The following is a 26,811-nucleotide window of genomic DNA, read 5'->3' as shown; positions in this document are numbered from 1 at the left end:
TCAATTAGCTTTCAGGATAATGGTGATGAAACCTTTGGCGGTTTTGGCGCCCCCGGAAATACTCAGGAAATAATAGTAAGTGCCTTCCGACAGCGGATTGCCGTTTACTTTTCCATCCCAGTTATTGTTATAATTCCGTTGGCTGAATACCAGTCGACCGCTGCGATCGAAGATCTTCAGTTCATTATCCGGATAACTATCGATATTCCTGATAACCCATTTATCGTTTTTGCCGTCGCCGTTGGGTGTAAGCACGTTGGTGGCATCCACTTTAAAATCTTCTATGGTTGCAATATTGATAGAAGCGGTATTGTTACAACCCATATTGCTGACAGCCGTTACCTGGTAAGTGGTATTGGCCTGCGGCCTTACCTCAGCTACGGCATCCTGCTGTCCACTTACTATGCTGCTGTTGGCAGTCCAGTTATAGGTAGCGCCGCCGGTTGCGGTGAGGTGAACAACATCGCCTTTCGATACGCTGTTGCCTTTATCGCTGGCAATGGTTACCACCGGTAACGGATTCACCGTGATGGTGAAGGTGCGCTGGTAAGTATCAACCCCGCCATTGGCAGTACCGCCGTTGTCTTTAATGGTAACGGTGATGGTAGTTACACCTGAAGTCACACCTGACTTCAATTGATAAGTGATCAACCCTGCCGCATTCACAGAAAGTACATCAAAGTAAGCCTGGCTGCTGGCAATGCCTAATGTATAGGTTTGTGCTGGTTCTACCGCTGAAGCGCCGGTCAACTGAATGGTTTGGCTGCTGGTGGTAGCACAAAGCGTTACATTGTTGATGGCATCGAGCACCGGCGCTTTGTTGATCCCATTTATTTTAACGGCTACTGCAGTGGCTGTGCTGGTGTTCAAACCATCGGTTACAGTTACCAGCAGGTTGATGGCACCGCCCACGTTATTATTAAGAATAGCCATATCGTTCACACTGATCATACCTGTAGCGCTTATTGCAAAGGCGCCGCCAGTAGGATCGGAAGCGATCGCAAAGTTCTGGATGATTCCGCTTGCATCGGTTGCAAGCACCTGTCCAATTTGTGTACCGGCAGTGCTGTTCTGCAAAATGTTGAAATTCTGCGCAGCAGTAATTACCGGTGCGGTAGCGTCCATAGTAACCGTTAAGGTGTTGGATGCTTTATTACCGTTGCCGGCCACATTCACAGCCGCATCGGCAGGCAGGTTAAGGCTTACATTTCCATCTGCAGCAGGTGTTACTACTATGGTATAAGTAATATTATCGGTTGTTTGAAGATTACTTATAGTGGCATTGGTGGCTGTAAAGTCAGCAAGCGTCAATCCGGTTACTTCTTCACTGAAGGCAGCAGTTACGGTATACGCTGCATTCACTCTTGCTGCTGCGGTTGACAGGACTACCGTAGCATGCGTGGTATTCACTTTTACAACATTGCCGAAGACACTGTTCAAGGTTGTTGTTGCATTGTTGCCAGACACATCTTTGATAGCTGCGCTGCCAATTTGAAGATCGGTTCCCAATGAAATTCCATCCATGTCCTGATCCCCATCCTGAACGGTATAGGTGAATGTCAGCGAGTTGGTGCCAGAACCGCCTACATAAGCAGCCTGTACGGTTGTGCTGCCAATGATCACCGGCAATGTTGGTGCACCAGTTACCAGTACGCTCTCATCGAAGTTGACCGTGAAGGTAAGTACATCGCCGGCCTTATAAATACCAGTTGCAGGCAGGTCTACTGAGGTGATCACCGATGGGTTCGGATCATATGTATAAGTCAACGGACTGGATGCCGTATTGCCATTATCACCAATATTAACGGCAGCTCCGGCCGGAACGGTAATACTTACTGTACCCGGCGCAATGGGCGTTATCAATACGGTATATGTGATGTTATCGGTTGTTTGAAAGTTACTGGACGAAGCATTCGAAAGTAAAATATCAGCTGCTATAAAGCCGGTTACTTTTTCGCTGAAGACGATGGTTGCGGTCCAGGGTGCATTTAAAACAGCAGAGCCAATAATTGCGACCGAAGGAATGGTTGTGTTCACAAATACGCCACTGGTATTGCCTACACTGTTAAGGGTAAGGTTGGCATCATTGGTCGCCACATCTTTAATAGTTCCGCCATTTAACTGCAGCGCAGTACCCGTTGCAATGCCATCCATATCATTATTACCAGCGATTACCGTATAAGCAAAAGTCAATGCATTGGTACCTGAACCGCCGGTATAATTAGCCATAACTGTTGATGTGCCAATTGTTACGGGAAGTGATGGTGTGCCGGTAACAACAACATTCTCATCGAAATTAACAGTGAATGAGAGTGTATTCCCTGCTTTATAATAACCGTTTGCCGGTACTGAAACCGAAGTAACAACCGGTGGCGTTACATCGTAAGTTAACGTTATCGTATTTGACGCTGAGTTACCATTGCCGCCAATGTTCGCTGCTACATCTGCCGGCACATTAATTGAAATGGTACCAGCTCCTGTTGGAACTACAATTACGGAATAGTGGGCATTGTCGATCACCGTTACCGGGCTGACGGTTGCACCTGTTGCAACTATATCTGCTGAAGTGAAACCGGTCACATTCTCGCTAAACGCAATGTTCATTGTGAATGGTGTGGTTACCGGGCTGGTAGCGGTTGTTGAAAGGCTTACGCTTGGGATGGAGGTATTTACCCGAACCTGACTGGTATTACCCACACCAACCAGGGTTGTAACCAGGTTATTACCTGCCGGATCATGCATTCTGCCGCCATTGAGTTGCAGGCTGTTCACTACAATACCGTCCATATCCATGTCACCATCCACTATCGTATAATCGAATTGTAAAGATGTGGCAGGGCCTCCATCTACACTATAAGCTCTCACGGTTCCTGAAGCCAATTGCAGTTCGAGGTACGGTGTATTGGTTGGTGCGCCTTCCACATACACTAATTCATTGAAATTAATAGTAAATGTCAGCTTGTCGCCGGCCTTATAATATCCATCGGCCGGTACAGTTACCGAATTAATGCCTGGCGGGTTACTATCATAAAAAGTTGAAATTGTATTGGAAGCCGTATTCCCGTTGTTGCCAATATTTATTGCCACATCAACTGGAAGATTTATGGTAACCGGGCCATCAGAAGCAGGCGTTACAAGTACGGTATAAGTAATGTTGTTTGTAGTGCTCAGGTTGCTTACCGTGGCATTGGTTACAGCAAAATCGGCGACTGTTAACCCTGTAACGGCTTCACTAGACGTAGCAGTTACAGTGAATGGCGTGTTTATCAGGCCGGAAGCGGTTGTTGACAACACTACCGATGGAGTAACCGTATTTACAAACACGTTGGCGGTAGAAGGAACAGTGCTTAGGGTAACAACAGCATCATTGCTGGCATCCCTGACAGTGCCGCCATTCAACTGAATAGCGGTCCCCACTCCAATGCCGTCCATATCATTATCGCCTGGCTGTACCGTATAACTAAATATCAATGAATTGGTACCTGATCCCCCGCTGAAATTGACAGGCACAGTTGTTGAACCAATTGTAATAGGCAAGTACGGCGTGCCGGTAACAAAAACATTCTCACTGAACCTTATCATAAAGTCCAGTATCTGGCCCGCTTTATAATAGCCATTGATCGGCACATTCACCTGGGTAACAGTGGGTATCATATCCACCACCCACAAATAGCCGTCGGGCGAAGCATCGACATTGCCCGCAGCATCAACTGCCTGTACCTGGAAGGTATGAGGGCCCTGACTCAACCCGGTAAAAGTTAGAGGAGTGGTAACCGTATTATTGGGACCACCATCCAGTCTGCCCTTGAAGGTACAATTCGCTTCATTGGCAATAAATGTAAAGGTGGCCGTTGTACTGCTGCTTGGGTCGGTTGGTTTTGTTACTATTGAGGTATTGGGCGCTGTTGCATCGACCGTCCAGCTATATGGTTCCGGTGTAGCGTCTACATTTCCGGCTGCATCGATGGCGCGTACTGAGAACGTGTGGCCGCCAGACCCAAGCCCGGTAAAGTTCATAGGACTTGTGGCCGCCGTATAGCCGCCGCCATCGAGGCTTACCTCAAAGGTACCGCCGGCCTCATTCGAACTAAAGGTGAAGTTAGCAGTGGTACTGTTTGTTAATGACGGGGGTCCGCTAACAAGTGTGGTAACAGGTGCTGTTCTGTCGATGGTATACACCTGCCCGGTAAATGGTACATTGGTAACCGTAGGGGTTATGCCGGTGCCCCTCACATTGAGCCGTATGGTACCTTCACCAGTGCCTACATTAACGGTTACCGTATAAGTAGTTCCGCTGCCGCTTACACTGCCTATGGCAACGCCGGTTAAACTGCCGGAAGTTGTTAAACTAAACGAGTTGACGTTTACACCGCTTGCCGGACCGTCGAACGTAACCGTATATTGTACAGTGGTGGTGGTATTGGTAGCAGCGGCGCCAACCCGGTTCACACTGGTGACGGCAACTCCGGGCGGGGTTAACTTTATCAGTCTTGTATTGGGAAGTCCTCCATAATCACCTGCATACACAGTTCCGTTACTGGTTACCGCCAATCCCCAGGGACGTTCATAGGCCCGTGTGCTTAACCCTGTATAAAGCTGGGTGCCGGCAGCTGCCAGGTCGGTATATTTCATAATACGCGCCTGTGACGCATTACCCGGATCACCTTCAATGGTATAGAAATTATTCGAAGCATCCTTTGCCAACGCGGTAAAATATCTATTGGTAGCCACCGTGGTAGCCGTATACGCCGGTGCAGTCAACTTGATTATCTGACCATTGTTGTGGGTAAGAAAATCAAGGAGATAAATATTGTTATTCTGGTCGGTCACTATTCCCCAGGGATAGGAGTCATCAGGGATGGTGGGAAGCGGAAGCCCGTTATAAACAACAGATCCTGCTAATTGTTCAGCGCCGAAAGGATACCGTACCAGCTGGTAGCTATTGGTGCCGCTATTAAATTCCATCGATAGCAGGTTATTGCTATTATCCGTACCCAGAGCAGCATAATAATTGCCACTTTGGATCACTGAAGCAGTATAAGTAGGAGCTGCGAGCTTAATGATCTGCCATTGCCCCACCATGTTTGTTACAAACACATCGCCAATGCTATTTACCGTAAGCCCCCAGGGAACTTCGGTTGATGGATTCGTCAACCCGGAATAAATAACAGCCGGGGTACCCGTACCATTCGTGTACTTTACTACTTCCCAGGTGCTGATAGCGGTATTATACCGGGTGCCATACACATTATCATTGTTGTCTTTGGCTAACGCGGTATAATAATTACCGGTTTCAAAATCGGTTGCCGTGTATTGCGCGCGGCTTTGCAGGGAAAAAAGAAAAAAGCCCAGGAAGAGCAATAACAATCCTGTGCGTTTAAACAATAAATGGTTCATGTTCGGGGGGTTAATAACAGAGAAACGGGTTTTGCCAGCCTGAAGCGCTTTCCCGATGGATCAGTTCAAATTCCTGTGCATCGAAACGCATCCCTTTTCCCTGGTCAAGAATAAGTTTATGTGTTTTGTTATTTGATGTTGTCAACTTGAGGATATTGGTAGTGGGCAATGCAAAGCCGGAACGGGGAAAGAAATTCTTCTCGCCGCGGGGGCTCACAATGATGCCCTCCCGCAGTTGCGCCTTTACTGTATCCCAATCCCTTTTCAGGGCATGTGGTAATACTTCTTTCCAGATAAGCCCGGCTTCGTAACCCAGTAATGCATAGATATTGGCGGATTGTTTGGCTAAATTCTCAAACCTTTTTACAAATACCTGGTTGGGTTTACTTTCTGCTTCGCGGATCCATTGCTGGCCCGTGTAAATTTCCAGGTCAAGATGTTTCAGATCGCCTATGATATCGTCATAGGCCATGGTTTCCTGAACCAGCAGTGGTATTTTTTTATGAAAGCCGCTGTTCAACCATGTTTTAAGGAATTCGATGCCCATGTTACCGCTGAAGATAGCGTGTACATAAGGGGGTGGTTCTTTAGCCAGGTGATCGTAAAAGCTACCCAACTCCATGAGGCTGGGGTTGTTTGTGTCGTAAGGGATTACAGTAAGCTGCACCTGTGTGCCGCCGGCAGCAGCTACGCCCTGTTGAAACGTACTGTTCAAGTGGTAACCGGCTTCATAAATAGGCATAATAAGATGCCCGCCGCTGCCCCAGGTCTTTTGCGCCCAGTAACCTAATGCAAATTGCGATTGCCATAATTGATGCGACGCGTAAAAGATGTCAGGGCTTAATAAGGGGAAGAAGGGTACGTGTTCGCCCATGTCGAAAAAGAACGCCGGTTTTCCTTCTCGTTCTATCAGGGGCGTTATATCGGGAATGGCTTTATAGCTTATCAATCCCGATATAACATCAACCCTGTTGAAGAAGAGCAGCTTGCGGGCTGCAGCTTCGGTATCATGCGCACTGCCCAGGTTGGTGTACTCCTGCACGAACTGAATGGTGCGTTGCCGTACGGGATCAAGTTCCATACCCAGCAACCAGCCGGTGAGCAGGTGTTGCGCATAAAATGGATAGGTGCTCGAATATGGTGTCAGAAATCCAACGGTAAGGGGGGCGTTCATGGCTTATAATGAAAGAGCGATTAAATAACGATCCTAGTTTCTGCTGGGGTAAATACCTTGCATGGCAATGATATAATTCACACCCAAATAAGGCTGCATGATTGAAATTGGCTGACTGCCACCGGTAATGTTGGTTGTCAGGTTCCCACTTATACTGCTTGACGCCAATGTAGTACTGTTATCCTTGGCAGCATACCCTTTAATAGGAGTAGCAGTGGGGCCACTGCCAATAGTAGGCAATACAGCAGGCACCAGGGTGCTGCCGGGCGTGTTGGTAGTGGCGGCAGCCGTACTGGCCGATTGCGCTACCGTTAACCCGTTACCACTGGCTGTATGGGTATGTGCAGGCATGTTGGTAATGGTAAGGGTAATGGTTGGCGACCCGGCCACCTCGCCAATGCTTACACTTGTTAAACCCGGGCCCTGGCCAATACCAACAGGAACCCGCCCGCGCAGATCAGGTAATGCGAAAGTGGTTTGGCCATCACCGCCATAATAAGTTCCCAATAATGAGAACAGCGCAGTATTTTGGGAAATTGCCAAAAGCTGGCCCTGGCAAAAAGCCCAGCCAAGTGGCGCAAAGTCGCCACCAAACATCGTGATCAAGGCTAACAATGGATTCATGTAAGTAAAAATTTAGTGTATGAGTAACCCGTGTTTACAATAATTATTCTAAACCGAATGCCAAGCTCCTGCTATAGCAAGTGTTTAACGTTATGAATAAAAGTCAGGAAATTGAATAGTAGCCCCATTTTGTGCTGCCGACAAACCGGCCAGCGTACCAATTACGCTGTTGGTTGCCGCTGCGCATACTGCTAATTGTTCAGTTGGCTGCCGTACCTTGTTTACAAAATCATGCAGCGCCAATGCGATGTTACCCTGAGGATGATTGGAGTTTAAATTAAGGTGGGCCGCATGCTCACCGGTTATTTGAACCGATTTCGAAAGGTCTGTCCAGTGGCCACCGGTAGCCTGTAACCAAAAACCGGTTGAAAAACTATGTGTATTGAAATTAGACTGAAATAAAACAGATTGGTTATTGCTGGTACCCAGACTAATGCTATTAACCAGTCCGTTCGTGATAATTAATTGCGGTTTGCCTGTTTTGGGATCAGCTTTGCTGATCACATAACTCTGCTGGCGTTCTTGTACACTCAGCGAAATATATTGATTGGTGGCCGAAATACCTAAGAGATCAGCAGTAGCGGCTGCCGGATAAACAGGGTACGGCTGAGTTCCACTTATTGTTGTATTGTTTAATGCAGCATAATCTGCACCGGCATGTATCGTTTGCAGTTCCCCCAGTTTTCCTTCCTTAACCAAACTGGTAATGGCCATCAGCTCGGGGCGATAACTCAGCTCGTCGAGCGTCACATATTGTTTGCCGGTTTGCTTACTGGTATTTACAATATCCCAATGTTCTTCAACGGTGCTGCCCATGATGGCGCCGCAGGCTACATGTTTGCCGGCCAGTAAAGCAGCTTTCGCAATTTCGTAATGGGTTTGCCAGGGGGTGGCGATGATCACGGCATCGATATCTCTGCGCGTCAGCAGTTTTGTATAATCTGTTGCCCCTTCGTTATACAATGCAGGTAAGGCCATGCCAGCACTCCTGAAAATTTGTTTTGCCTGTTGCAGAGCTGCTGTATCGTGCTCACAAACAGCATGCACAGCAATATCTTTATGCAGCAGGGCCGTTCTCAGGTATTGCTGCCCCCACTCCCCCATGCCAATAAATGCGACACGCAGGCGTGAGCCGGTTGATGCAGTTAACCACGATGGAAATAGTGTAATAGCAGGGGCCAACATAGCGGCATGCTTAATGAATTGCCTACGGGCAGTAGTTGTTGGTTGAGGGGTTTTCACAAATCAGGCTTAATTATTAAGAGGCGCAAATATAAACGATAATTAATTACTGTATATTAATTTCTCATATGACAGTCATTATTATATAGCTTTTTTTATTATATAGAATGACCCTCAACGTCTGAGGCCATAGAATTTGTTTGCCAGTGGCCGTAAAATCACTTAAATGGGTATCCCCGATCGGACTTTTGCCAAATTGAACTTAATGGACAATAAAGGCATTTTGCAGCCCGGATGTGCGCATATGCAGAAGCGATTTTTTCATTTGGACAGCAGATGGGAGTTTTATGACATGAAACAACATCTAACCATCATGCTAACGCTCCTGATCAACCTGGGATTTGCGCAAAACAAACAGGCAGGCGAAACGATCAGGGATAAGTCATGCAGCGCAGCGATTAAGAAAGCTGAAAAATTCATCGACTCCTTACGCGAAAAAAATAAGCTCCCCGGTATATCTGTATGTGTAGGGAATAAAGAAAAAATACTGTGGGCAGAAGCTTTTGGCTTTGCAGATCTTGAGAATAATACCCCATTATCCATCTATTCAAAATTCCGGCTGGGGTCTGTTTCCAAACTACTCACGTCATTAGCTGTAGGTAAATTATGCCAGGAGGGAAAGCTGGACCTGGATGCACCGGTTCAACAATATGTCCCCGACTTCCCTGTTAAGAAGTATCCTGTTACCAGCAGACAACTGGCAGGACATATATCCGGCATCCGCCACTACAGAAAGGATGACCCGCTTACCATTCCAAAGGAATATAAAAGTGTTTGGGAAGGGCTGTCCATTTTTAAAGACGACACCCTGCTTTTCAAACCGGGCACCAACTATGAATATTCAACATATGGCTATTCCTTATTAAGCGCCGTTATTGAAGGAGCCGCACATATGCCGTTTCTATCTTATATGCAGGACAGCATTTTTGTTCCATTCGGAATGACCCATACAACGGCAGATATTAACGACAGCATCATACCCAACCGGGTAAGGTTTTACGAACAGGCGGGTAATAAACTGGTGAATGCACCCCTGGTAAATAACAGCTATAAATGGGCTGGTGGCGGTTTTTTATCAACGCCGTATGATTTGGTAAAAATGACAATGGGTTTATTAAATCAAAAGGTTTTACAGCAAAAAGCACTTCAGTTATTATTCACCGCCCAACACCTGGAAAACGGGAAAAACACCAATGTTGGAATAGCCTGGCGCATCAATACCACCAAAACCGGTTTAACCTTTATCCATCATGGCGGCGCCATACAAGGCGGCAGAACCTTTGTGTTGTTTTATCCCGAAAGCGGCTACACCTTCGCCATAACCGCTAATATAATGGAAGCACCGCTCAATGTAAATGAAGCAATGGCGGTACTTGGTTTTTTCTTACATTCAGTGGATACCAAATAATGAAAAAATCAACCCCATTATTTTTTGTCAGTGGTTACTGGCTGATTTACCTGTTCGCATCAGGGAGAGATGCCTACCATGGAATTGAGCCATTAGATACCTGGTTAATATACTTTCTTAATGGCGGTTTTAGCTTTTTTATATTTTATTTACTGCTGGTGCCCGGGTTCCTGGCAAAAAATAAGTTCCTCCCTTTTTTTGGGTGGGGCATAATGGCACTTATAGTGACAGCCTTTATTTCCACCCTGCTAACACCACTCAGTAACCGGGATTCACCTGCAATAGCCACAACAGGAATTCAATGGGTTCAGGAACAGAAAGCTTTCCTCGTTTTTATGGGCCTTGCACTGGCAAATAGTATAATGGCCACCATTATTAAAGGTTTTTTTATTTGGTACCATGAGCTGCATGAAAAAACTGAGCTGGAAAAAAAGAATCTGCAGATGGAACTATCCCTGCTAAAAGCACAACTAAATCCGCATTTCTTATTCAATACCTTAAACAACATCGATATGCTGATTGGAACGGATCCCCAAGCAGCCTCTTCTTATCTGCAAAAGCTGTCAGATATACTACGCTTTATTGTTTATGAAACCTCACAGGAAAAGATCCCGCTTACAAAAGAACTTGCTTATATCAAAAAATATGTAGAACTGCAACAAATAAGAACATCCAATAAACAATATGTAAATTTGAATATCTTAGGTAATCCCGGGCAACTAATGATTGGCCCCATGTTATTTATTCCGTTCATTGAAAATGCATTTAAACATGCCAGCAACAAAAAAACGAACGGCGCCATCACCCTGGAAATTTTAATAGCTGAAAAGCAGATCCATTTTACCTGCATCAATCTATATGACAAATCCAAATCATTGATAGAAGAGCACAGCGGATTAGGAATTGCATTAATAAGACAAAGACTGGACCTGTTATATAAGGACCATTATAAATTAGAAATAAACCAGCGGGAAAATTTGTATTGCGTTACGTCTGTAATAAAACTGGATGAACATTAACTACATCATCATCGAAGACGAGCCATTGGCTATGTTGCGCATTCAACAGTATGCGCAAAAAATACCGTTCCTCAAAATGCTGCGGGCTTTTGACAATGCACTGGAAGCGATCATCTTTCTGCAAACCGAAAAGGCAGATCTTATTTTTCTCGACATTCAAATGGATTGCCTCTCCGGTATTCAGTTGCTTGAATCCATAAAACAAAGACCTGAAGTAATCATTACAACTGCATTTGATGAATATGCAGTAAAGGGTTTTGAACTGGAAGTAGCCGATTACCTGGTAAAACCTTTTCCTTTTGAACGATTTCTTCAGGCCGTGATCAAAGTACAAAATAAATTAAAGAGTACCCGGCCGGCCATACAAGAGCCGTACCTCTTTGTAAGATCAGGGTTTCAATATATCAAGATCTTTTTGGAAGACCTCCTATTTATTGAAGGGGTTCGCGATTACCGAAAAATTATTTGCCGTGACAACAGGAAAACCATGACTTCGGAAACTTTCACCATGTTGGAATCGAAATTACCAGGCAGCCAGTTTTGCCGGGTCCATAAATCTTTTTTGATCTCCCTTAATAAGATAGAATCGGTAGAAAAGGATAGAATCACCATTCAAAATAATGTAATTCCTATATCAGACATGTACCGCGCTGATTTCTATAAACGTATTAAATAATTATTGAGGTCATAAAAAAAATCAGCCTTTTTATTAAACCTGGCGAACAATCAACGAATCTCCTCTGTTACTTCCTCGTTAATTTTGATCTGACATTCCTTTCATGCCAATATAAAAGGAATGTTACAACATATACTGCACTGCTATGACATTTAAACTTGTCAGGAGTATATTATTATATACACCTTGGTTATTCGTGCCTTCTTCATACACTTTAAATTTTTTGTATGAGGAGTATTAGTCCCGTATACGTCCATTCTATTAAGGATATGAATGATAATACTGGTCATTCATGGCACATGGAAGGCTTGCGGGTTTTGATAAAAAAACCTGAACATGCCAAGCCTCCTTTTTCCCATCCTTTCCGCACTGATTCCTATTGGGTATTATTGGTTATGGATGATTCTTTAACTATTCAACTGAATGGAGAAGAGCATGTTGTAAAAAAAAATGACCTGCTGATCATTCCACCGCATATGGTGCGGCAGTCAGATGGAGCGGCCAACAACTGTAAAGCGGCCTGCGTGGCATTTACGCCTGAATTCCTGTTAGATACAGGCCTTTCGCAAAGGCATATTGAGCTGTTTGAATTCCTTTTAAATAGCCGCAGCACGCATCTTCACCTGGATCCTGATGATGCTTCCCGGTTCATGACCATGATCGCCCTGTTACAGGAAAAGAATTTCGCCCGGGACCACCACCATCCGTTTTCCGCCGATGTGGTACGTCATTTTTTTAATGTGTTCCAGTTTGAACTGGCGGGTCTTTACCACAAATATTCAAACCAGAAAAAAGCAGTACATGACCACAAAGAGGAGATCCTCTGGCGGTTTCTTGGCTTGCTTTCGAAACATATAAAATCAGAACGCAGTTTACTGTTTTATGCCAACAGATTGTATGTAACGCCCAAATACCTCACGCAAACGGTAAAGAAACTGACAGGAAAAACAGCAGGAAAATACATTGACGACCTGGTTATTGTAGAAGCCAAAAGTTTATTGCGTGACCCCTCCCTGACCATTGCACAGGTGGCAGACCTCCTTTATTTCAGCGACCAGTTTTTCTTTAGCAAATTCTTTAAACGTTACACTGGAACTACCCCTTCCGACTATAGAAAAGGCGTTTAGGCAGATTATTATACTTTCCTTTTTGACATAGATCATGCCGGTTTATAAGCCGGGTTATGCCGGTATACTATCATGCATTATAGTAGTACAATACAATCCTGAACAAGCTATTGTTCAGTCAACAACTCATTTTTTTTATTCAACAGACGGTAATTCCAATAGAGGAATTTTAGACATATCCCGGCGACTTTCTGACATTGTGCTTGTGTTGTTCTCTTTCCAACTTTGCATCCGAAGATTGGATCATATAAAGTTTGGAAAGTTATTTAATGCGAAATATACTACAGCAAAAGATTGCACTGTTTGAAGACGCAAATCAAATCAGAGCAACAGGTCTATATCCTTATTTCCGCGTGATTGAATCAGGACAGGAAACAGAGGTAACACTAAACGGCAAACGAGTTTTGATGTTTGGCTCCAACTCTTACCTTGGACTTACTAACCACCCGAGGATAGCAGAAGCAGCCAGTCGCGCTATTGAAAAATACGGCAGCGGATGTGCAGGGTCCCGGTTTTTAAACGGCACCCTCGACTTACATGTAGAACTGGAAAGAAGACTGGCAGCTTATACCGGCAAAGAAGACGCTATTCTTTTCAGCACCGGCTTCCAGGCCAACCTGGGCGTGCTTTCAGCACTGGCCGAGCGTGCAGATGTATTGTTACTGGATGAGTACGACCATGCGTCGATTATTGATGGCAGCAGGCTTTCGTTCTCACGGGTGATCAAATACCGCCATAATAATATGCATGATCTGGAGCATCGCTTACAGTTGCTTCCTCCTAATGCCTTTAAGCTGATCGTTACTGATGGTATTTTCAGTATGGAAGGTGACATCGCCAATCTGCCGGCCATTACCGCGCTTGCAGATAAATACGGCGCCGCCGTAATGGTCGATGATGCACATGCGTTAGGTGTTATTGGACAGAATGGAGCAGGAACTGGGTCACACTTCAACCTCACCAATGAAACTGACCTGATCATGGGCACCTTCAGCAAATCGCTGGCCTCGTTAGGTGGTTTTGTGGCTGGTGATGCAGCAGTGATCGATTACCTGAAACATAAAGCGAGGGCGCTTATTTTCAGCGCCAGCATGACACCCGCTTCTACCGCCAGTGTAATAGCTGCGCTGGATATTATTGAAGAGGAACCACAGCGCATTCAAAAACTATGGGATAACACCAACCATATGTTGGAATTGCTGCAGGAGCATGGCTTCGATACCGGTGAAACACAAAGCCCTATTGTACCGGTACACATTGGTGACAACCACAAGACTTTTCTGTTTACCAAAACCCTACAGGACAAAGGCGTTTTTGTAAACCCGGTGGTATCACCTGCGGTCCCCTCTGAATCATCTTTAATAAGACTTTCGCTGATGGCTACGCATTCTTTCAGCCAGATCGAGGAAGCGGTGGAGAAAATGAAAGAAACAGCCCTGATGCTGGGTATTGAACTGAAACTGAAAAAAGAAAGCGCATGACCGGTATAGTAAACGTAATTACCAAGAAACAGTTAAAGGCTTTCGTTGATTTTCCGCATGACCTGTATGAAGGCGATAGCAATTATGTACCAGAACTTTTTATTGCACAGCGGGATCTGTTAACGCCGGGTAAACACCCTTTTCATGAACATTCAAAGGTGCAGTTATTCCTTTATTATAAGAATAATGCGATCAGTGGAAGGATCGCGGCCATTCTGAACAATAATCACAATAGTTTCAACAATACTACCGACGGATTCTTTGGTTTTTTCGAGAGCATCAACGACCTGCAGGTAGCATCAACTTTATTCGATACCGCAGAACACTGGCTGCGGGAACAAGGGGCCACTACCATTATTGGCCCGGTGAACCCATCAACCAATGAGCCCTGTGGTATGCTGGTAGATGGTTTCAACGATCCGCCGCTGGCCATGATGACGTACAATAAACCTTATTATATTTCTTTAATGGAGGCAGTAGCCCTTAAAAAAAAGGTAGACCTGCTGGCTTATAACATCAACACAGATGAGGTAGGCGACCGGCCGTTATTGCTACAGGAACGTTTGCTGAGCAGGCTACAACAGAAAAACATTACCATCCGGGCGGTTAGCAAGAAAGACCTGGCAAACGAAGCCAAAAACGTGCGTGAAGTGTACAATGCCGCCTGGGACAAGAACATGGGATTTGTACCTATGACAGATAAAGAGTTCAGTTATCTGGCCAATGACCTGAAGATGGTGCTGGACGAACAACTTTGTCTGATAGCCGAACACGATGGCAAACAGATCGGATTTGCGCTGGCCATTCCAGATATAAACCAGATCCTGATCAAAGTGCGGCGGGGAAGATTACTGCCAACCGGCATCTTCAAACTGCTGTTCAACATGAAAAAGGTTAACCGTATTCGGGTACTGGCGCTGGGCGTAAATAAAGAATACAGAAAACTGGGCATTGAAGCCTGTTTTTACGCGGCCATTATAAAACGTGCAGGCGAACGCAACATGAAGGGCGCGGAAGCATCGTGGATACTGGAGCACAATGAAATGATGAATAAAGGAATTGAAAGTATCAACGGGAAGGTATACAAACGTTACCGTATATATGAAAAACCTTTATGAAAGAAAAGGTATTGATAACGGGCGCCAGCGGCTTCATCGGTTTTCACCTCATTGAAGCGGCACTGGACAAAGGCCTCCATGTATATGCAGCAGTAAGACCAGGCAGTGACATCAGGCACCTGAAAGAATACGATATCAGTCTTTTTGAACTGAACTATACCAATGAGCAACTGCTGGCGAAACAATTAAGGGACGGAGGCTTTAATTACATCATTCATGCGGCTGGTGCTACAAGGGCTGCCTCACAACAAATGTATGATGCGATCAATGCCACGTATGCGCTTAACCTGGCCAGCGCTGCTTTAAAAGGGCTCGAAGAGAACCTGAAAAAATTTGTTTTTATGAGCAGCCTGGCTGCAGTGGGTCCGCTCGACAGCCGGCTTCGGATGATCACGGAAGACACAACGCCGGCACCGGTAACAGCTTACGGAAGAAGTAAACTGCTTGCAGAACAACAATTAAAAACACTGCCATCGCTGCCGTTGGTGGTGCTGCGGCCCACAGCAGTATATGGTCCGCGGGAACGTGATATCTTTATTATGCTGCGTTCTATCCATCGCGGTATGGAACCTTATATAGGCCGGGTGGCCGATCAACATCTGAGTTTCATATATGTAAAGGACCTGGCCGCGGTGACAATTAATTCTTTATTCACCGGCTTATCGCATATAACGTTCAATATATCCGATGGGGCCAGTTATGATCAATACGAGCTCGCCGATTTTGCCAAACAAATACTGAACAAAAAAACATTCCGGTTGCACTTACCATACAATATGGTAAAAGGGATGGCCTTTGCCCTGGAAAAATGGGGTAGCTGGCGGGGAAAAACGCCGGTGCTGAACAGGGAAAAGCTGAACGAACTAACGGCAATCAACTGGCAGTGCAGTATTGAAAAAGCAAAAAAGTATCTGAATTTTTATCCGCAATATTCTTTGGAGCAGGGGCTCAGGGAAACGTTGCAATGGTACCGTTTAAACAAGTGGTTATAATTTATATAAGAAAAATTAAGGTTTTATGAAAGAACAAATTTTGCCGGCAGAAGGAAAATTAGGCATTCTGCTTCCTGGTCTGGGTGCTGTTGCGTCTACTATGATTGCAGGAGTTATTGCCAGCAGGAAGGGATTGGCCAAACCGATCGGATCGTATACACAAACCGGTCATATTGAGCTGGCAGATGGAAAGGGAGATAATTATCCCCTTATCAGGGATTTTGTACCGCTGGCTTCACTGGAAGATATAGTATTTGGCGGATGGGACATTTATGAAGATAACGTATTTCAGGCAGCAAGCCAGGCGCGTGTGCTCGACCAGCATTTGCTGAATGCCATCAGGCCCGAGCTGGAAGCGATCAAACCCATGAAAGCTGTATTTGACAGAAATTATGTAAAGAACCTGGATGGCAAATTCATTAAGCAATCCGCAAATAAATGGGATGCAGCCCAGGAACTGATCAGGGATATTGAAACGTTCAAAAAAGAGAACAATGTAAACCGCGTTGTGATCGTATGGACCGGTTCTACCGAAAAATACCTGGAGCAGTCTGCCGTACATGAAACGATCGCTTCATTTGAAGCAGGACTGAAGAATAACGATCCGGCTATTGCCCCCAGTATGGTGTATGCGTACGCAGCAGTAAGCTCAGGTATACCATTTATCAATGGCGCCCCTAACCTCACCACCGATATTCCGGCCATTGTACAACTGGCCCAAAAAACAAAAACCCCGATCGGCGGTAAGGATTTCAAAACCGGACAAACACTGATGAAAACGATCGTTGCGCCCGGACTGGCAGCCCGTTCTCTGGGTGTTACCGGTTGGTTCTCTACCAACATCCTGGGTAACCGCGATGGGCTGGTACTGGATGATGAGCAGAATTTCAAAACAAAAGAGGTGTCAAAACTGGGTGTGCTGGAAGATATCCTGCGCCCTGATCTGCACCCTGATTTGTATGGAGAATTGTATCATAAGATCCGCATCAATTATTATCCTCCACATGGCGATAACAAAGAAAGCTGGGACAATATCGACATCTTCGGCTGGCTTAATTATCCTATGCAGATCAAGATCAATTTCCTTTGCCGCGACTCTATCCTGGCAGCTCCCATTGTTCTTGACCTGGCGCTTTTTGCCGACCTGTCCCAACGTGCAGGCATGTACGGTGTACAGGACTGGTTGTCGTTCTATCTTAAATCGCCCCAGACAAAACAGGGTGAACCTGCAGAGAATGATATTTTCAAACAACTGAATACGCTGAAACAGGTATTACGTGATATGATGCAGGGGCAAACACAGGAGTTGCCGGCGGCCGTGAATCGTGCCAAAGCAACTGAGCAGGTAGTATGAGAAAAATTGCCACCATTATAGCGACTGCAGGCGGAATTGGCTTCCTTGTTAAGGGTGGAGGCACAGCCGCTGCAGTTGTTTTTTGTATAGCCTGGTATTTTTTTCCAATAGGATTTGTTTACCAGGCCTTGTTGCTGGTGGCGATACTGGCAGTAGGCACCTGGAGCGCCACCAAAATGGAAACCGTATGGGAACACGACAGCAACAGGATCGTGATAGATGAGGTAGCCGGCATGATGATAACATTACTCTTTCTACCTCAGCAAAGCGTGTATATAATTACCGGCTGTGTGCTCTTCCGCTTTTTTGACATAGTGAAACCGCTGGGCATTAAACGGGCAGAATCATTGCCTCGCGGTATAGGGGTAATGGCCGATGATGTGTTGGCAGGCGTTTATGCCCAGTTAATCCTGCGGGCAATAGTGATGGGTAAATTTTTGTAAGGATGATCACTTTTCTGAAAGCCAATATAGCATCGCTCGCAGCTTCATTAAGTGATTTTTTGATGACGGTGCTGCTGGTGCAATGGTGCCGGCTAGCCGTGGTAACAGCTGCGGCAGCAGGTACCGTAACAGGAGGGATTATAAATTTTTTGATAGGCAGGCATTGGGTTTTCCAGGCAGGTGATGAAAAGGCAGTAAGGCAATTGTGGAAGTATGCATTGGTATGGACCGGCAATTTGTTCCTGAATACAGGTGGTGTATATGTATTTACCTCCCAGGCGGGGCTGCATTACACCGTATCGAAAGTGTTGACATCTGTACTGGTTGCTTTCCTGTATAATTATCCCCTGCAAAAGAATTTCGTGTTCAGCAATAATTGGTAGACGATGATTAGTTTGATAGATAGTAAAAAAGGCTTCACCTTATTCCTCTTTATTACCTGTTTTGTTTGCACGCAGGCGCAAACAGTAGTCAGGGGATTTGTAAAAGATGCCCAAACACATGCACCGCTGGCCTTTGTAAGCGCATATTTCAAGGGCAGCAAAGGTGTTGTAAGCGGTGAAGACGGCAGTTATTCCATATCCACCAGCAACCCGAAAAACACCACACTGGAGTTTTCCTTCAATGGATATAAGGTGCTGCGAAAAAAAATAACGGTTGGCATCACACAGGACATCGATGCCAATCTGGAAGTGGCCGAAATGGCTTCCGTAACAGTGAATTCAAGAAGACGAACAAAATACAGCAACAAGAATAACCCGGCAGTAGACCTGATAAGAAAAGTGGTAGATAACCGGGAACACAACCGGATGAAGGCTTTTGAGTATGTGCAATACCAGCAATATGAGAAGATGGAATTGTCGCTTACCAATAAGCCTGAAAAACTAATGCACAACAGGCTGTTGAAAAATTACCGGTTTTTGGTAGAGAACCAGGATACTACAAAGATTGAAGGGAAAGCCCTGGTACCTGTTTACATCGAGGAAACCATCTCCAATAAATTTTTCAGAAAAAGCCCGCAAAAAGAAAAAACATATGTGCTGGCAAAGAAGAAGGTAAACCTCGGTGAGTTTGTAGACAACGATGGCATTACGCGTTACCTGAACAGTATGTACACGCCCATCGATATTTATGAACCCAACCTGATGTTGTTGTCGAACCAGTTGCTCAGCCCTATTTCAGACCTCGCTCCTACCTTTTACCGCTTTTACCTGGGCGATACCGTTGAGCTGGATGGCATCAAACTGGTGAAGCTGAGTTTTGCGCCCCGTAATCCCAACGACCTTTTGTTCAGGGGTTCCATGTACGTAACACTCGATAGCAACTATGCCGTTCAAAAGATCCAGATGGGGCTGGCCAAACATGCCAACATTAACTGGACAAAAGAACTGCGCATTAACCAGGATTTTGAACGTGGTGCCGATGGCCGCTACCATGTAGTGATGAGCAATATAATGTCAGAATTTGCCTTGTCAAAAAAAGCTACCGGCGGACTGGTAGGCGAACGAACCGTTTCTTATAAGAACTATGTCATTAATCAACGTGCACCCGATTCAGTATATGATGGCAAACCTGAAGTGATCGTTGATGCAACAGGCGGCGCCGATAGTTTTTGGACAGCCAACAGGCACACCGCCCTTTCTGCTACCGAAGAGAAAGCGTATACCAATATGGACAGCCTTAAGAACATGAAGTCGTACAAGCGGCTGATGGACTGGGCTACTTTTTTACTGGCAGGTTATAAATCTGCCGGACCGTTTGAGGTGGGACCAGTGAATGCCTTTTACAGTTTCAATCCGGTAGAAGGTTTCCGATTACGGTTGGGAGGTCGTACCACCCCTAAGTTCAGTAAGCGGCTCTACTTTGAAACATATGCGGCGTATGGTTTTAAAGACGAAAAATGGAAATATTTTTTATCCGGGGCTTACTCCTTCAATGGAAAATCGATCTATTCATTTCCGTTGAATTATTTGAAGGTTAGCTATCAGCATGACACCAAGATACCGGGACAGGAACTGCAGTTTGTGCAGGAAGATAATTTCCTGCTTTCGTTTAAACGGGGTAACAACAACAAGTGGTTGTACAACGATATTTTCACAGCAGAGTACGTACGGGAGTTTGGCAAGAACATCAGTTATACACTGGGATTCAAAAACTGGAAACAACAACCTGCCGGCAGCATCATCTATCAAAAATTCGACGCTACCGGTACGTCTACCATACCAGAGATCACCACTACCGAACTGTCGGCTGAACTGCGCTGGGCGCCCCATGAACAGTTTTACCAGGGGAAAGTATACCGCATTCCTGTCTTTAACAAATACCCGATTTTCAGGCTTCGTTATATTGCCGGTATCAAAGGGCTCGCGAATGGCGATTATAATTACCAGCAGCTGACCCTTAATGTTTTCAAGCGGTTTTATTTCTCGCAATTCGGTTATGCGGATGTGGTGGCTGAAGGCGGCAATATCTTCGGCCAGGTCCCCTACCCTTTGTTAACCATTCACCGGGCCAACCAAACGTATGCCTACCAGCTTAATTCGTTCAACATGATGAACTTCATGGAATTTGTAAGCGACCATTATGCATCGGTAAGTACGGATTACTATTTCAACGGATTTATTTTTAATAAACTGCCCCTCATCAAAAACCTGAAGCTGCGTGAGGTGGCCGGCTTCAAAATGGTCTATGGCGGGGTACGACAGGAAAATGATCCCAACTATAATAAAGAAACGTTTTTATTCCCTACAGATGAAAAGGGCCAGACCACCACTTTTTCGCTGGCGGGCAAACCCTATATGGAAGCCAGTGTTGGCATCAGTAATATCTTCAAAATACTTCGGGTAGACCTGATAAAACGGCTTACCTACCTGGAGAATCCTGATGTACCCAACTGGGGCATTCGCGCCAGGGCGAGGTTTGAATTTTGATTAAACTATTTTTTATGAGTCAGATAGCTATGCGTGACCGTTTGCAAAAAAATATTTACAGTGTAATAGATCCTGTGGTACATGGATTGGTAAAAGCAGGCGTAACGCCGAATTTTATTACCACCACCGGTCTTGTGTTGAATATAGGAGTAGCCGTAGTGTTCATCATTGGTGCTGAAGAAGGCAACCGCGGCGATCTTTCTTATGTTGGCTGGGCGGGCGGCCTCATTCTCTTTGCAGGTCTGTTCGATATGCTCGACGGACAGGTGGCGCGGATCGGGAATATGAGCTCTCGTTTTGGTGCCTTGTATGATTCTGTATTAGACCGCTATAGTGAGTTGTTTATGTTCCTTGGCATTTGTTATTACCTGGTGGCCCACCATTATTTTTTAAGCTCCCTGTTTGCTTTTATTGCGCTCATCGGTTCTATGATGGTGAGTTACACCCGCGCCCGTAGTGAAGGACTCGGCATTCAAAATAAAGGTGGATTGATGCAACGGCCGGAAAGAGTGGTGTTAACTGCCTTGTCGGCCATAGCCTGCGGCATTACAGCTTCGATTATCGGTGGTAATTATAAGCTGACCATATCGGGTATTCCTTTCCATGTATTTGAAACCATGTCGGTTTTTACCATTCCGATCACGGTAATGGCTGTGTTAACAAATATTACCGCTATTAAAAGATTGATAGACGCTAAAAAAGCGCTCGACAATAACGTATGATACGAAGCATTTTCCTGGTGGTATGGTGTAGTCTGGTGTCTTTGTATGTGACAGCACAGGAAGGATTTCCTGTTCCTGTAGGTAATGCCAGCCAGTTGTTCTATTTACAACGAACCTCAAATACCAATACGATCGTATACGAGCTGAATTACAAAAAAGGGATCCTGGACGAGGATAACCCGGTTCATGTTTTCTGGATCAGGTATGCTGAAAAAGGACAAAGGGCAGAATTGAGCTGGATCCAGCGCGTGTTTGCTTACGGGGTAAAAGTCAAGTTACTGTCCGATAGCAGTTACCGGATACGATTGGTTTCTTATGCCGGCTATTCCATGTACCTGAAAAAAGGGGCAGATAAAAAATACCACCTGTATGCACCCATTAACGGCAGGCAGATGATCCTCAACCGCATTTTTGTAAAGATCACAGGCGGCTCTATGTGGTCGCCCGATATTGAATATTTCGAAGTGAGTGGCACAGATCCCGCCAGCGGCAAACCTGTGGCCGAGCGTAAGAAGGTACTGACGAATGAAATAAAAGAGAGTGATGGTCATTAAATTTTTCTGCAATGAAAAAGTTGTATGTTTCAAATTCCACCGACTCGGTGCGGATGTTCAAAAGCAACTGGATGGAAGCTTTGTCGAAGGTGCATTTCTCCATACCGCTTTTTATCTATGTTCCCGTTATTGCCGTCATGACCTGGCTGGCATTTGACAGGAACATTTCAATAGAAAGCTATTTTTTGTTACTGGGAGCCGGCGTGTTGATATGGACGGTTACAGAATATATACTACACCGTTTTGTTTTCCATTTTGAACCTGCTTCCGAATGGGGCAAACGGATCCATTTTATATTTCATGGGGTACACCACGATTATCCTAAAGATACCAAACGATTGGTGATGCCGCCTTCGGCCAGCATTCCCATTGCCATCCTTTTCTATTTTTTGTTTTCGCTGGTATTTACGAATAAAACGCTTTTGTATCCATTCTTTGCCGGTTTTATAGCAGGCTACCTGGTGTATGATATGCTGCATTATGCCATGCACCATTATAATTTCAAAAGCAACCTGATGAAGCGGATCAAACAACACCACATGCTTCATCATTATGATGACCCTACCAAAGGGTATGGTGTAAGTTCCTCTTTGTGGGATGTTATTTTCCAATCTGGTTTTCCAAAGAAGAAAAAGTAATATGATTAAATCCGCTCCTGTTGTTTTCGTGGCACCCAGAACTGTAATGGTGACTACGCTTATATCCGTAGCATACCTGTTATTGTCGGGGTTGCTGGTTGGCTTCAAAACCGATCAACTGGTATTGATAGCCATTTTTAACGGAATGTACTATGCCTCCGGTACTACCCGGAAGTTTATAACCGGGTTTTCGATCTTTATCGTGTATTGGATCATTTTTGATTACATGAAAGCCTTTCCTAATTATATATTCAGGGAGGTGCATATAAGCCAATTGTACCAGGCTGAAAAACATCTGTTCGGCATCACTACTTCAACCGGCGTGGTTACGCCCAATGAATTTTTCCGGCAGCATCATTTTATGGTCGGTGATCTGTTAAGCGGCCTTTTTTATTTGTGCTGGGTACCGGTACCTTTGTTGTTTGCTTCTTATTTGTTTTTCAGGAACCGGTCTTTATTCCTGCGGTTTGCGCTTGCATTCTTTGTGGTGAATATGATTGGATTTGTGGTGTATTATATTTACCCGGCTGCCCCGCCTTGGTATGTACAGGAACATCAATTTAATTTTATCGCTGCTACACCCGGCAATACGGGCGGGCTGATACGGTTCGATGAATTGGTGGGTGTTCCGGTTTTTCAATCTTTGTATGCTAAGGGGTCGAATGTATTTGCAGCAATGCCTTCGTTGCATTCCTCCTATCCGGTGATCGTATTGTTTTATGGTTTAAAAGGGCGTTACCGGAATGCGGCTGTTATTTTTGCCGTGATCATGATCGGCATCTGGTGTTCGGCTGTATATACCAGTCATCACTATGTGCTGGATGTACTGGCGGGCATTTGTTGTGCCATTACAGGCATTACCCTGGTGGAGCGGGGTGTTTCGCGGGCAGGCTGGTTCTCCCGGTTCTTTGATTCGTATCTTTATAAAATTATTTAAGCGATTTGTATGAATGGTGCTTCTGTTGTAAGAAATAAACAAAAGGTCCTTACCGAGTTGAGCAAAGGTGATTTTGATGCGTTCTTATATGATTGTGATGGTACGCTTGCCGATAACATGGAAGGGCACAAAGCCTCTTACCGCGCGGCAGCGCTTATGTATGGGTTTGAACTGGATGATACCATTATCGATGAACTGGCTGGCTGGCCAATTATACAAGTGGCTGATGAGATCAGGAAACAATATGGCGTTAATTTTAACCCGGAAGTTTTTGCGCAGCTAAAGAACATGTTGTATGAAGATACTTTTATCCAGGAAACAAAACCCATTGATTTTGTGGTAGCACATCTGAAAGCGCATGCCGGCAAAGTACGGATCGGTGTGGTATCGGGCGGCGGCCGGGTTTCGGTGTCCAGAACACTTCAACAAATTGGTGTTACTTCGCTTGTTGAAGTATTGGTATGCGCCGGTGATACGGTTCGGGGCAAACCCTACCCTGATCCTTTTTTATCTGCAGCAGAACAATTAGGCGTTGACCCAACCAGGTGCCTCGTTTTTGAAGACGGGAACCCGGGTGTACAGGCCGCAGTAGCAGCTGGGATGCGGTGGATACGGATAGACCAGGTGTAGGCGGGACAACATCGTGATCAATAAAAGGAAAAGCCTTCAAAATCAATGATTCTGAAGGCTTTTTGGAATATATATATCCGCGTAAATGCTTTATTTGATGAGATGCTTCGGCAGGTCAGCGATCTGTTCGCAACAAACCTGGTCCATTACCTGCTGTAATTGTGTTTTCAGCATAGCGATCACATGATCGCCGCCTTCGTTGCCCAGCGCAGCCACGCTGTACATAAACGAACGGCCCATAAAAGTAAAATCGGCGCCACTCGCCATTACCCGCGCTACATCCGGGCCTGAGCGCAGCCCACTGTCCATCATGATCTTTATTTTCCCTTTATAGTTATCGATGATCGGGTTCATGGATTTTATGGCCGACTGACCGGCATCCAGCTGTCTGCCGCCGTGGTTGGAAACGATAATACCATCTACACCCAGCTTGATGCACATTTCGGTATCAGCTTCGGTGGCAATGCCTTTAACTACGATCTTCCCTTTCCATTTGTCGCGGATGGGTGCAATTTTATCTGCATTCAGCCTGCCTGCGAACGTACGATTCATGAACAGCCCCAGCTGTTTCATATTCAAACCCTTTGGCATATAAGGCTTCAGCGTGGCAAAATTAGGCGTACCGTGCACTAAGGTCTTTAATGCCCACTCAGGCCGCGTCATGATCTGAAGAATATTTTTCAGGGTCATCCGGGGCGGCATGGCCAGTCCATTGCGAATGTCTCTGGGTCTGAACCCGAAGGAAGGTACATCGCTCAGCAACACCAGCACGGGGTATTGGGCGGCTTCGAGCCGTTTTAAAATATCGTCGCGTACATCGTTCTCGGCAGGATGGTACAACTGGTACCAGGCCTTGCCTTCCGTTATCTGGCTGATGGTTTCAATATCGGCCGTGGTAACCGTACTCAGTATAAAGGGGATATTATGTTCCTTTGCGGCTTTGGCAAGGATCTGCGGCGAATTGGGCCAGATGAGCCCCTGTAACCCAACCGGTGCAATACCAAAGGGCGCATCGTATACATGACCGAACAATTCGGTTTGCAGGTTCGACCCTTTGTGTTTGCTCAGATAATAAGGAGCTAATTCCACATCTCTGATCTCGGCCGTGTTTTTATGCAGGTTTACATCTTCATTACATCCTCCATCGAGGTATTCAAAGGCAAATTTTGGGATCTTTTTCCTGGCTTTGTTTCTCAGGTCTTCAATCGAAGGATAACTGGTGTTATACTTAACGGCAACTGGTTTACTCATTGACTGTTTAATTTCGAATGTGTAAAAATAGTTCTTTTGTGGAAGCCGGCATCCTGTTCCATAGGCAATGTCACGGGAAAATAGATTAAAACGACAGAGCCCCGACGGTACCGTCGGGGCTCTGTAATTATATATACAGGTTTATACCTATTTTGCTTTGGCGATCTGGTTCTTTTTCAAAAACTCAGCCAGGGCTTTAATACTGTACGTGTCTAAATAATCAACCCCCAGTCCAAGCACTTTTTGCCAGCCTTCTTCGTTGTCAGGCGTGTTCCAAAACCTTACTTTTTTTCCTAATTCATGTCCTTTGGCAACTGCTTTTTGTAAATCGGCCCAATCTTTCGCCGGAGGATCGCCGGCACCTTTCCAGCTGGTATAGTTAATGAAGTTATCGCTCAGGATGGCAATACGATCGAGCTCCTCTTTTTTGTATCTATTGCTCAACAACCCGTCGAACCAGATAAAATCAGGGTAGTTAACAAAAGACGTGGGATCTGGCTTGTTACCACTTACCAGTACCATCAGTGATTTGCACTTGGTAATTTCAGGATACTTTGAAATTATTCTAATCAGTTTTGTGATAGCAGGGCCGGCTTCAGATTTTACATCTATCATCAGGATCAGACGCAGCGTGGTATCTTCATATACATAACCTTTGTTGGCGGTAATATAATCAACCAACGGTTTAACGTATACATCTTCAAACTTTTTCTGACTATTAACATCTCTTTCCGTGTGAGCTACATATAATTCATTTTCGCTGAAATATACATCTGCCTCAATGGAACCAAACTTATTATTATAAGCAGATACCAGCGGCGGCTCGTGCTGATAGTCATTGTGCGCGTGCGCATTAGCTGTTGTGTAAACGGATGTTTGGGCCACTGCACAGGCAGTACTCAGTAAAAGAAAAACGAATACCAGGTTCTTCATAATGAAAGAGATAAATTTTTTTGCAGGTTTTAAAAATTATCATCTGGCAATTCGGATCATCTTCCTGCAATCGTGGTGAGTATAATGTATACCCAACAAGATATAAATTATATTTTACAATGCAAACATAAAGGTTTGTTTGACAATTATAATCAGGAGAC

Annotated in this window: 22 protein-coding genes; 16 read left to right on the top strand and 6 right to left on the bottom strand. The window is 45.1% G+C overall.

Features of this window, described 5'->3' with window-relative positions; translation table 11 throughout:
* The 4 genes from BMX95_RS11035 to BMX95_RS11020 all read right to left on the bottom strand — a co-directional run bounded on the left by BMX95_RS11035 (window position 1) and on the right by BMX95_RS11020 (window position 8,437).
* On the bottom strand, window positions 1–5,397 hold the full coding sequence (locus BMX95_RS11035; RefSeq protein ID WP_081204510.1) for an Ig-like domain-containing protein: 5,397 nt from the start codon (window positions 5,395–5,397) through the stop codon (window positions 1–3).
* A 10-nt stretch (window positions 5,398–5,407) separates the two neighbouring features.
* The gene (locus BMX95_RS11030) at window positions 5,408–6,571 is read right to left on the bottom strand and encodes an ABC transporter substrate-binding protein (protein ID WP_081204509.1); all 1,164 of its coding nucleotides are present in this window, start codon (window positions 6,569–6,571) and stop codon (window positions 5,408–5,410) included.
* A gap of 33 nt (window positions 6,572–6,604) precedes the next feature.
* Window positions 6,605–7,195 carry a phage tail protein gene (locus BMX95_RS11025; RefSeq protein WP_081204508.1) on the bottom strand — a complete coding sequence of 197 codons (591 nt, stop codon included), beginning with the start codon at window positions 7,193–7,195 and terminating at the stop codon, window positions 6,605–6,607.
* A 90-nt stretch (window positions 7,196–7,285) separates the two neighbouring features.
* Window positions 7,286–8,437, bottom strand: coding sequence for a Gfo/Idh/MocA family protein (locus BMX95_RS11020; protein WP_133054088.1), 1,152 nt, complete (start codon window positions 8,435–8,437; stop codon window positions 7,286–7,288).
* A 166-nt stretch (window positions 8,438–8,603) separates the two neighbouring features.
* Between BMX95_RS11020 and BMX95_RS11015 the strand changes: the two genes are divergently transcribed.
* The 16 genes from BMX95_RS11015 (at window position 8,604) to BMX95_RS10940 (ending at window position 24,466) form a co-directional block, all read left to right on the top strand.
* The gene (locus BMX95_RS11015) at window positions 8,604–9,845 is read left to right on the top strand and encodes a serine hydrolase domain-containing protein (RefSeq protein ID WP_081204506.1); all 1,242 of its coding nucleotides are present in this window, start codon (window positions 8,604–8,606) and stop codon (window positions 9,843–9,845) included.
* Complete coding sequence (locus tag BMX95_RS11010) at window positions 9,845–10,864, top strand: sensor histidine kinase (RefSeq protein ID WP_081204505.1); 1,020 nt, start codon at window positions 9,845–9,847, stop codon at window positions 10,862–10,864. The genes BMX95_RS11015 and BMX95_RS11010 overlap by 1 nt, the downstream gene beginning before the upstream one ends.
* Window positions 10,854–11,540, top strand: a complete 687-nt coding sequence (locus BMX95_RS11005) for a LytR/AlgR family response regulator transcription factor (RefSeq protein WP_081204504.1) — start codon at window positions 10,854–10,856, stop codon at window positions 11,538–11,540. The genes BMX95_RS11010 and BMX95_RS11005 overlap by 11 nt, the downstream gene beginning before the upstream one ends.
* Before the next feature lie 227 nt (window positions 11,541–11,767).
* Window positions 11,768–12,667 carry an AraC family transcriptional regulator gene (locus BMX95_RS11000; RefSeq protein WP_081204503.1) on the top strand — a complete coding sequence of 300 codons (900 nt, stop codon included), beginning with the start codon at window positions 11,768–11,770 and terminating at the stop codon, window positions 12,665–12,667.
* Window positions 12,668–12,936: 269 nt separating this feature from the next.
* Window positions 12,937–14,148 carry a serine palmitoyltransferase gene (spt, locus tag BMX95_RS10995; RefSeq protein WP_081204502.1) on the top strand — a complete coding sequence of 404 codons (1,212 nt, stop codon included), beginning with the start codon at window positions 12,937–12,939 and terminating at the stop codon, window positions 14,146–14,148.
* The gene (locus tag BMX95_RS10990; protein ID WP_081204501.1) at window positions 14,145–15,266 is read left to right on the top strand and encodes a GNAT family N-acetyltransferase; all 1,122 of its coding nucleotides are present in this window, start codon (window positions 14,145–14,147) and stop codon (window positions 15,264–15,266) included. Before spt ends, BMX95_RS10990 begins: the two co-directional genes overlap by 4 nt.
* Window positions 15,263–16,258 carry an NAD-dependent epimerase/dehydratase family protein gene (locus tag BMX95_RS10985; protein WP_081204500.1) on the top strand — a complete coding sequence of 332 codons (996 nt, stop codon included), beginning with the start codon at window positions 15,263–15,265 and terminating at the stop codon, window positions 16,256–16,258. Before BMX95_RS10990 ends, BMX95_RS10985 begins: the two co-directional genes overlap by 4 nt.
* 25 nt (window positions 16,259–16,283) lie before the next feature.
* On the top strand, window positions 16,284–17,612 hold the full coding sequence (locus BMX95_RS10980; RefSeq protein WP_081204499.1) for an inositol-3-phosphate synthase: 1,329 nt from the start codon (window positions 16,284–16,286) through the stop codon (window positions 17,610–17,612).
* On the top strand, window positions 17,609–18,055 hold the full coding sequence (locus BMX95_RS10975) for a phosphatidylglycerophosphatase A family protein (RefSeq protein ID WP_081204498.1): 447 nt from the start codon (window positions 17,609–17,611) through the stop codon (window positions 18,053–18,055). The genes BMX95_RS10980 and BMX95_RS10975 overlap by 4 nt, the downstream gene beginning before the upstream one ends.
* Before the next feature lie 2 nt (window positions 18,056–18,057).
* Window positions 18,058–18,438 carry a GtrA family protein gene (locus BMX95_RS10970; RefSeq protein ID WP_081204497.1) on the top strand — a complete coding sequence of 127 codons (381 nt, stop codon included), beginning with the start codon at window positions 18,058–18,060 and terminating at the stop codon, window positions 18,436–18,438.
* A gap of 3 nt (window positions 18,439–18,441) precedes the next feature.
* Complete coding sequence (locus BMX95_RS10965; protein WP_081204496.1) at window positions 18,442–20,985, top strand: DUF5686 and carboxypeptidase-like regulatory domain-containing protein; 2,544 nt, start codon at window positions 18,442–18,444, stop codon at window positions 20,983–20,985.
* Window positions 20,986–20,999: 14 nt separating this feature from the next.
* Window positions 21,000–21,707 (top strand): CDP-alcohol phosphatidyltransferase family protein, encoded by a 708-nt coding sequence (locus BMX95_RS10960; RefSeq protein ID WP_081204495.1) that lies wholly within the window; start codon window positions 21,000–21,002, stop codon window positions 21,705–21,707.
* The gene (locus BMX95_RS10955; RefSeq protein WP_081204494.1) at window positions 21,704–22,261 is read left to right on the top strand and encodes a DUF4833 domain-containing protein; all 558 of its coding nucleotides are present in this window, start codon (window positions 21,704–21,706) and stop codon (window positions 22,259–22,261) included. The genes BMX95_RS10960 and BMX95_RS10955 overlap by 4 nt, the downstream gene beginning before the upstream one ends.
* Window positions 22,262–22,272: 11 nt before the next feature.
* Window positions 22,273–22,899 (top strand): sterol desaturase family protein, encoded by a 627-nt coding sequence (locus tag BMX95_RS10950; protein ID WP_081204493.1) that lies wholly within the window; start codon window positions 22,273–22,275, stop codon window positions 22,897–22,899.
* Between the two features lies 1 nt (window position 22,900).
* Window positions 22,901–23,836, top strand: a complete 936-nt coding sequence (locus BMX95_RS10945; protein WP_081204492.1) for a phosphatase PAP2 family protein — start codon at window positions 22,901–22,903, stop codon at window positions 23,834–23,836.
* Between the two features lie 9 nt (window positions 23,837–23,845).
* Window positions 23,846–24,466 (top strand): HAD family hydrolase, encoded by a 621-nt coding sequence (locus BMX95_RS10940; RefSeq protein WP_081204491.1) that lies wholly within the window; start codon window positions 23,846–23,848, stop codon window positions 24,464–24,466.
* A gap of 90 nt (window positions 24,467–24,556) precedes the next feature.
* On the opposite strand, the gene BMX95_RS10935 is transcribed toward BMX95_RS10940, so the two are convergent.
* Together BMX95_RS10935 and BMX95_RS10930 are read right to left on the bottom strand one after the other, a co-directional pair.
* Window positions 24,557–25,717 carry an alpha-hydroxy acid oxidase gene (locus BMX95_RS10935; protein WP_081204490.1) on the bottom strand — a complete coding sequence of 387 codons (1,161 nt, stop codon included), beginning with the start codon at window positions 25,715–25,717 and terminating at the stop codon, window positions 24,557–24,559.
* A gap of 147 nt (window positions 25,718–25,864) precedes the next feature.
* The gene (locus BMX95_RS10930) at window positions 25,865–26,650 is read right to left on the bottom strand and encodes a PI-PLC domain-containing protein (RefSeq protein ID WP_081204489.1); all 786 of its coding nucleotides are present in this window, start codon (window positions 26,648–26,650) and stop codon (window positions 25,865–25,867) included.
* Between the last annotated feature and the right edge of the window lie 161 nt (window positions 26,651–26,811).

Origin of the sequence: Niastella yeongjuensis, assembly GCF_900110245.1 — a bacterium.
In the GTDB taxonomy this organism is placed as follows: Bacteria; Bacteroidota; Bacteroidia; order Chitinophagales; family Chitinophagaceae; genus Niastella; species Niastella yeongjuensis.
Note: the sequence above shows the minus strand (reverse complement) of the source record. Positions and strands in the feature narration are given on the sequence as shown.

What these genes read in the sequence shown, in the direction of transcription:
- BMX95_RS11025 (WP_081204508.1), bottom strand. Translation starts at nt 7,195, where the DNA reads ATGAATCCATTGTTAGCCTTGATCACGATGTTTGGTGGCGACTTTGCG.
- spt (WP_081204502.1), top strand. Translation starts at nt 12,937, where the DNA reads ATGCGAAATATACTACAGCAAAAGATTGCACTGTTTGAAGACGCAAAT.
- BMX95_RS11030 (WP_081204509.1), bottom strand. Translation starts at nt 6,571, where the DNA reads ATGAACGCCCCCCTTACCGTTGGATTTCTGACACCATATTCGAGCACC.
- BMX95_RS10935 (WP_081204490.1), bottom strand. Translation starts at nt 25,717, where the DNA reads ATGAGTAAACCAGTTGCCGTTAAGTATAACACCAGTTATCCTTCGATT.
- BMX95_RS10930 (WP_081204489.1), bottom strand. Translation starts at nt 26,650, where the DNA reads ATGAAGAACCTGGTATTCGTTTTTCTTTTACTGAGTACTGCCTGTGCA.
- BMX95_RS10965 (WP_081204496.1), top strand. Translation starts at nt 18,442, where the DNA reads ATGATTAGTTTGATAGATAGTAAAAAAGGCTTCACCTTATTCCTCTTT.
- BMX95_RS11005 (WP_081204504.1), top strand. Translation starts at nt 10,854, where the DNA reads ATGAACATTAACTACATCATCATCGAAGACGAGCCATTGGCTATGTTG.
- BMX95_RS10960 (WP_081204495.1), top strand. Translation starts at nt 21,000, where the DNA reads ATGAGTCAGATAGCTATGCGTGACCGTTTGCAAAAAAATATTTACAGT.
- BMX95_RS10985 (WP_081204500.1), top strand. Translation starts at nt 15,263, where the DNA reads ATGAAAGAAAAGGTATTGATAACGGGCGCCAGCGGCTTCATCGGTTTT.
- BMX95_RS10945 (WP_081204492.1), top strand. Translation starts at nt 22,901, where the DNA reads ATGATTAAATCCGCTCCTGTTGTTTTCGTGGCACCCAGAACTGTAATG.
- BMX95_RS10970 (WP_081204497.1), top strand. Translation starts at nt 18,058, where the DNA reads ATGATCACTTTTCTGAAAGCCAATATAGCATCGCTCGCAGCTTCATTA.
- BMX95_RS10940 (WP_081204491.1), top strand. Translation starts at nt 23,846, where the DNA reads ATGAATGGTGCTTCTGTTGTAAGAAATAAACAAAAGGTCCTTACCGAG.
- BMX95_RS11035 (WP_081204510.1), bottom strand. Translation starts at nt 5,397, where the DNA reads ATGAACCATTTATTGTTTAAACGCACAGGATTGTTATTGCTCTTCCTG.
- BMX95_RS10950 (WP_081204493.1), top strand. Translation starts at nt 22,273, where the DNA reads ATGAAAAAGTTGTATGTTTCAAATTCCACCGACTCGGTGCGGATGTTC.
- BMX95_RS10955 (WP_081204494.1), top strand. Translation starts at nt 21,704, where the DNA reads ATGATACGAAGCATTTTCCTGGTGGTATGGTGTAGTCTGGTGTCTTTG.
- BMX95_RS11015 (WP_081204506.1), top strand. Translation starts at nt 8,604, where the DNA reads ATGGGTATCCCCGATCGGACTTTTGCCAAATTGAACTTAATGGACAAT.
- BMX95_RS10980 (WP_081204499.1), top strand. Translation starts at nt 16,284, where the DNA reads ATGAAAGAACAAATTTTGCCGGCAGAAGGAAAATTAGGCATTCTGCTT.
- BMX95_RS10975 (WP_081204498.1), top strand. Translation starts at nt 17,609, where the DNA reads ATGAGAAAAATTGCCACCATTATAGCGACTGCAGGCGGAATTGGCTTC.
- BMX95_RS11000 (WP_081204503.1), top strand. Translation starts at nt 11,768, where the DNA reads ATGAGGAGTATTAGTCCCGTATACGTCCATTCTATTAAGGATATGAAT.
- BMX95_RS11010 (WP_081204505.1), top strand. Translation starts at nt 9,845, where the DNA reads ATGAAAAAATCAACCCCATTATTTTTTGTCAGTGGTTACTGGCTGATT.
- BMX95_RS10990 (WP_081204501.1), top strand. Translation starts at nt 14,145, where the DNA reads ATGACCGGTATAGTAAACGTAATTACCAAGAAACAGTTAAAGGCTTTC.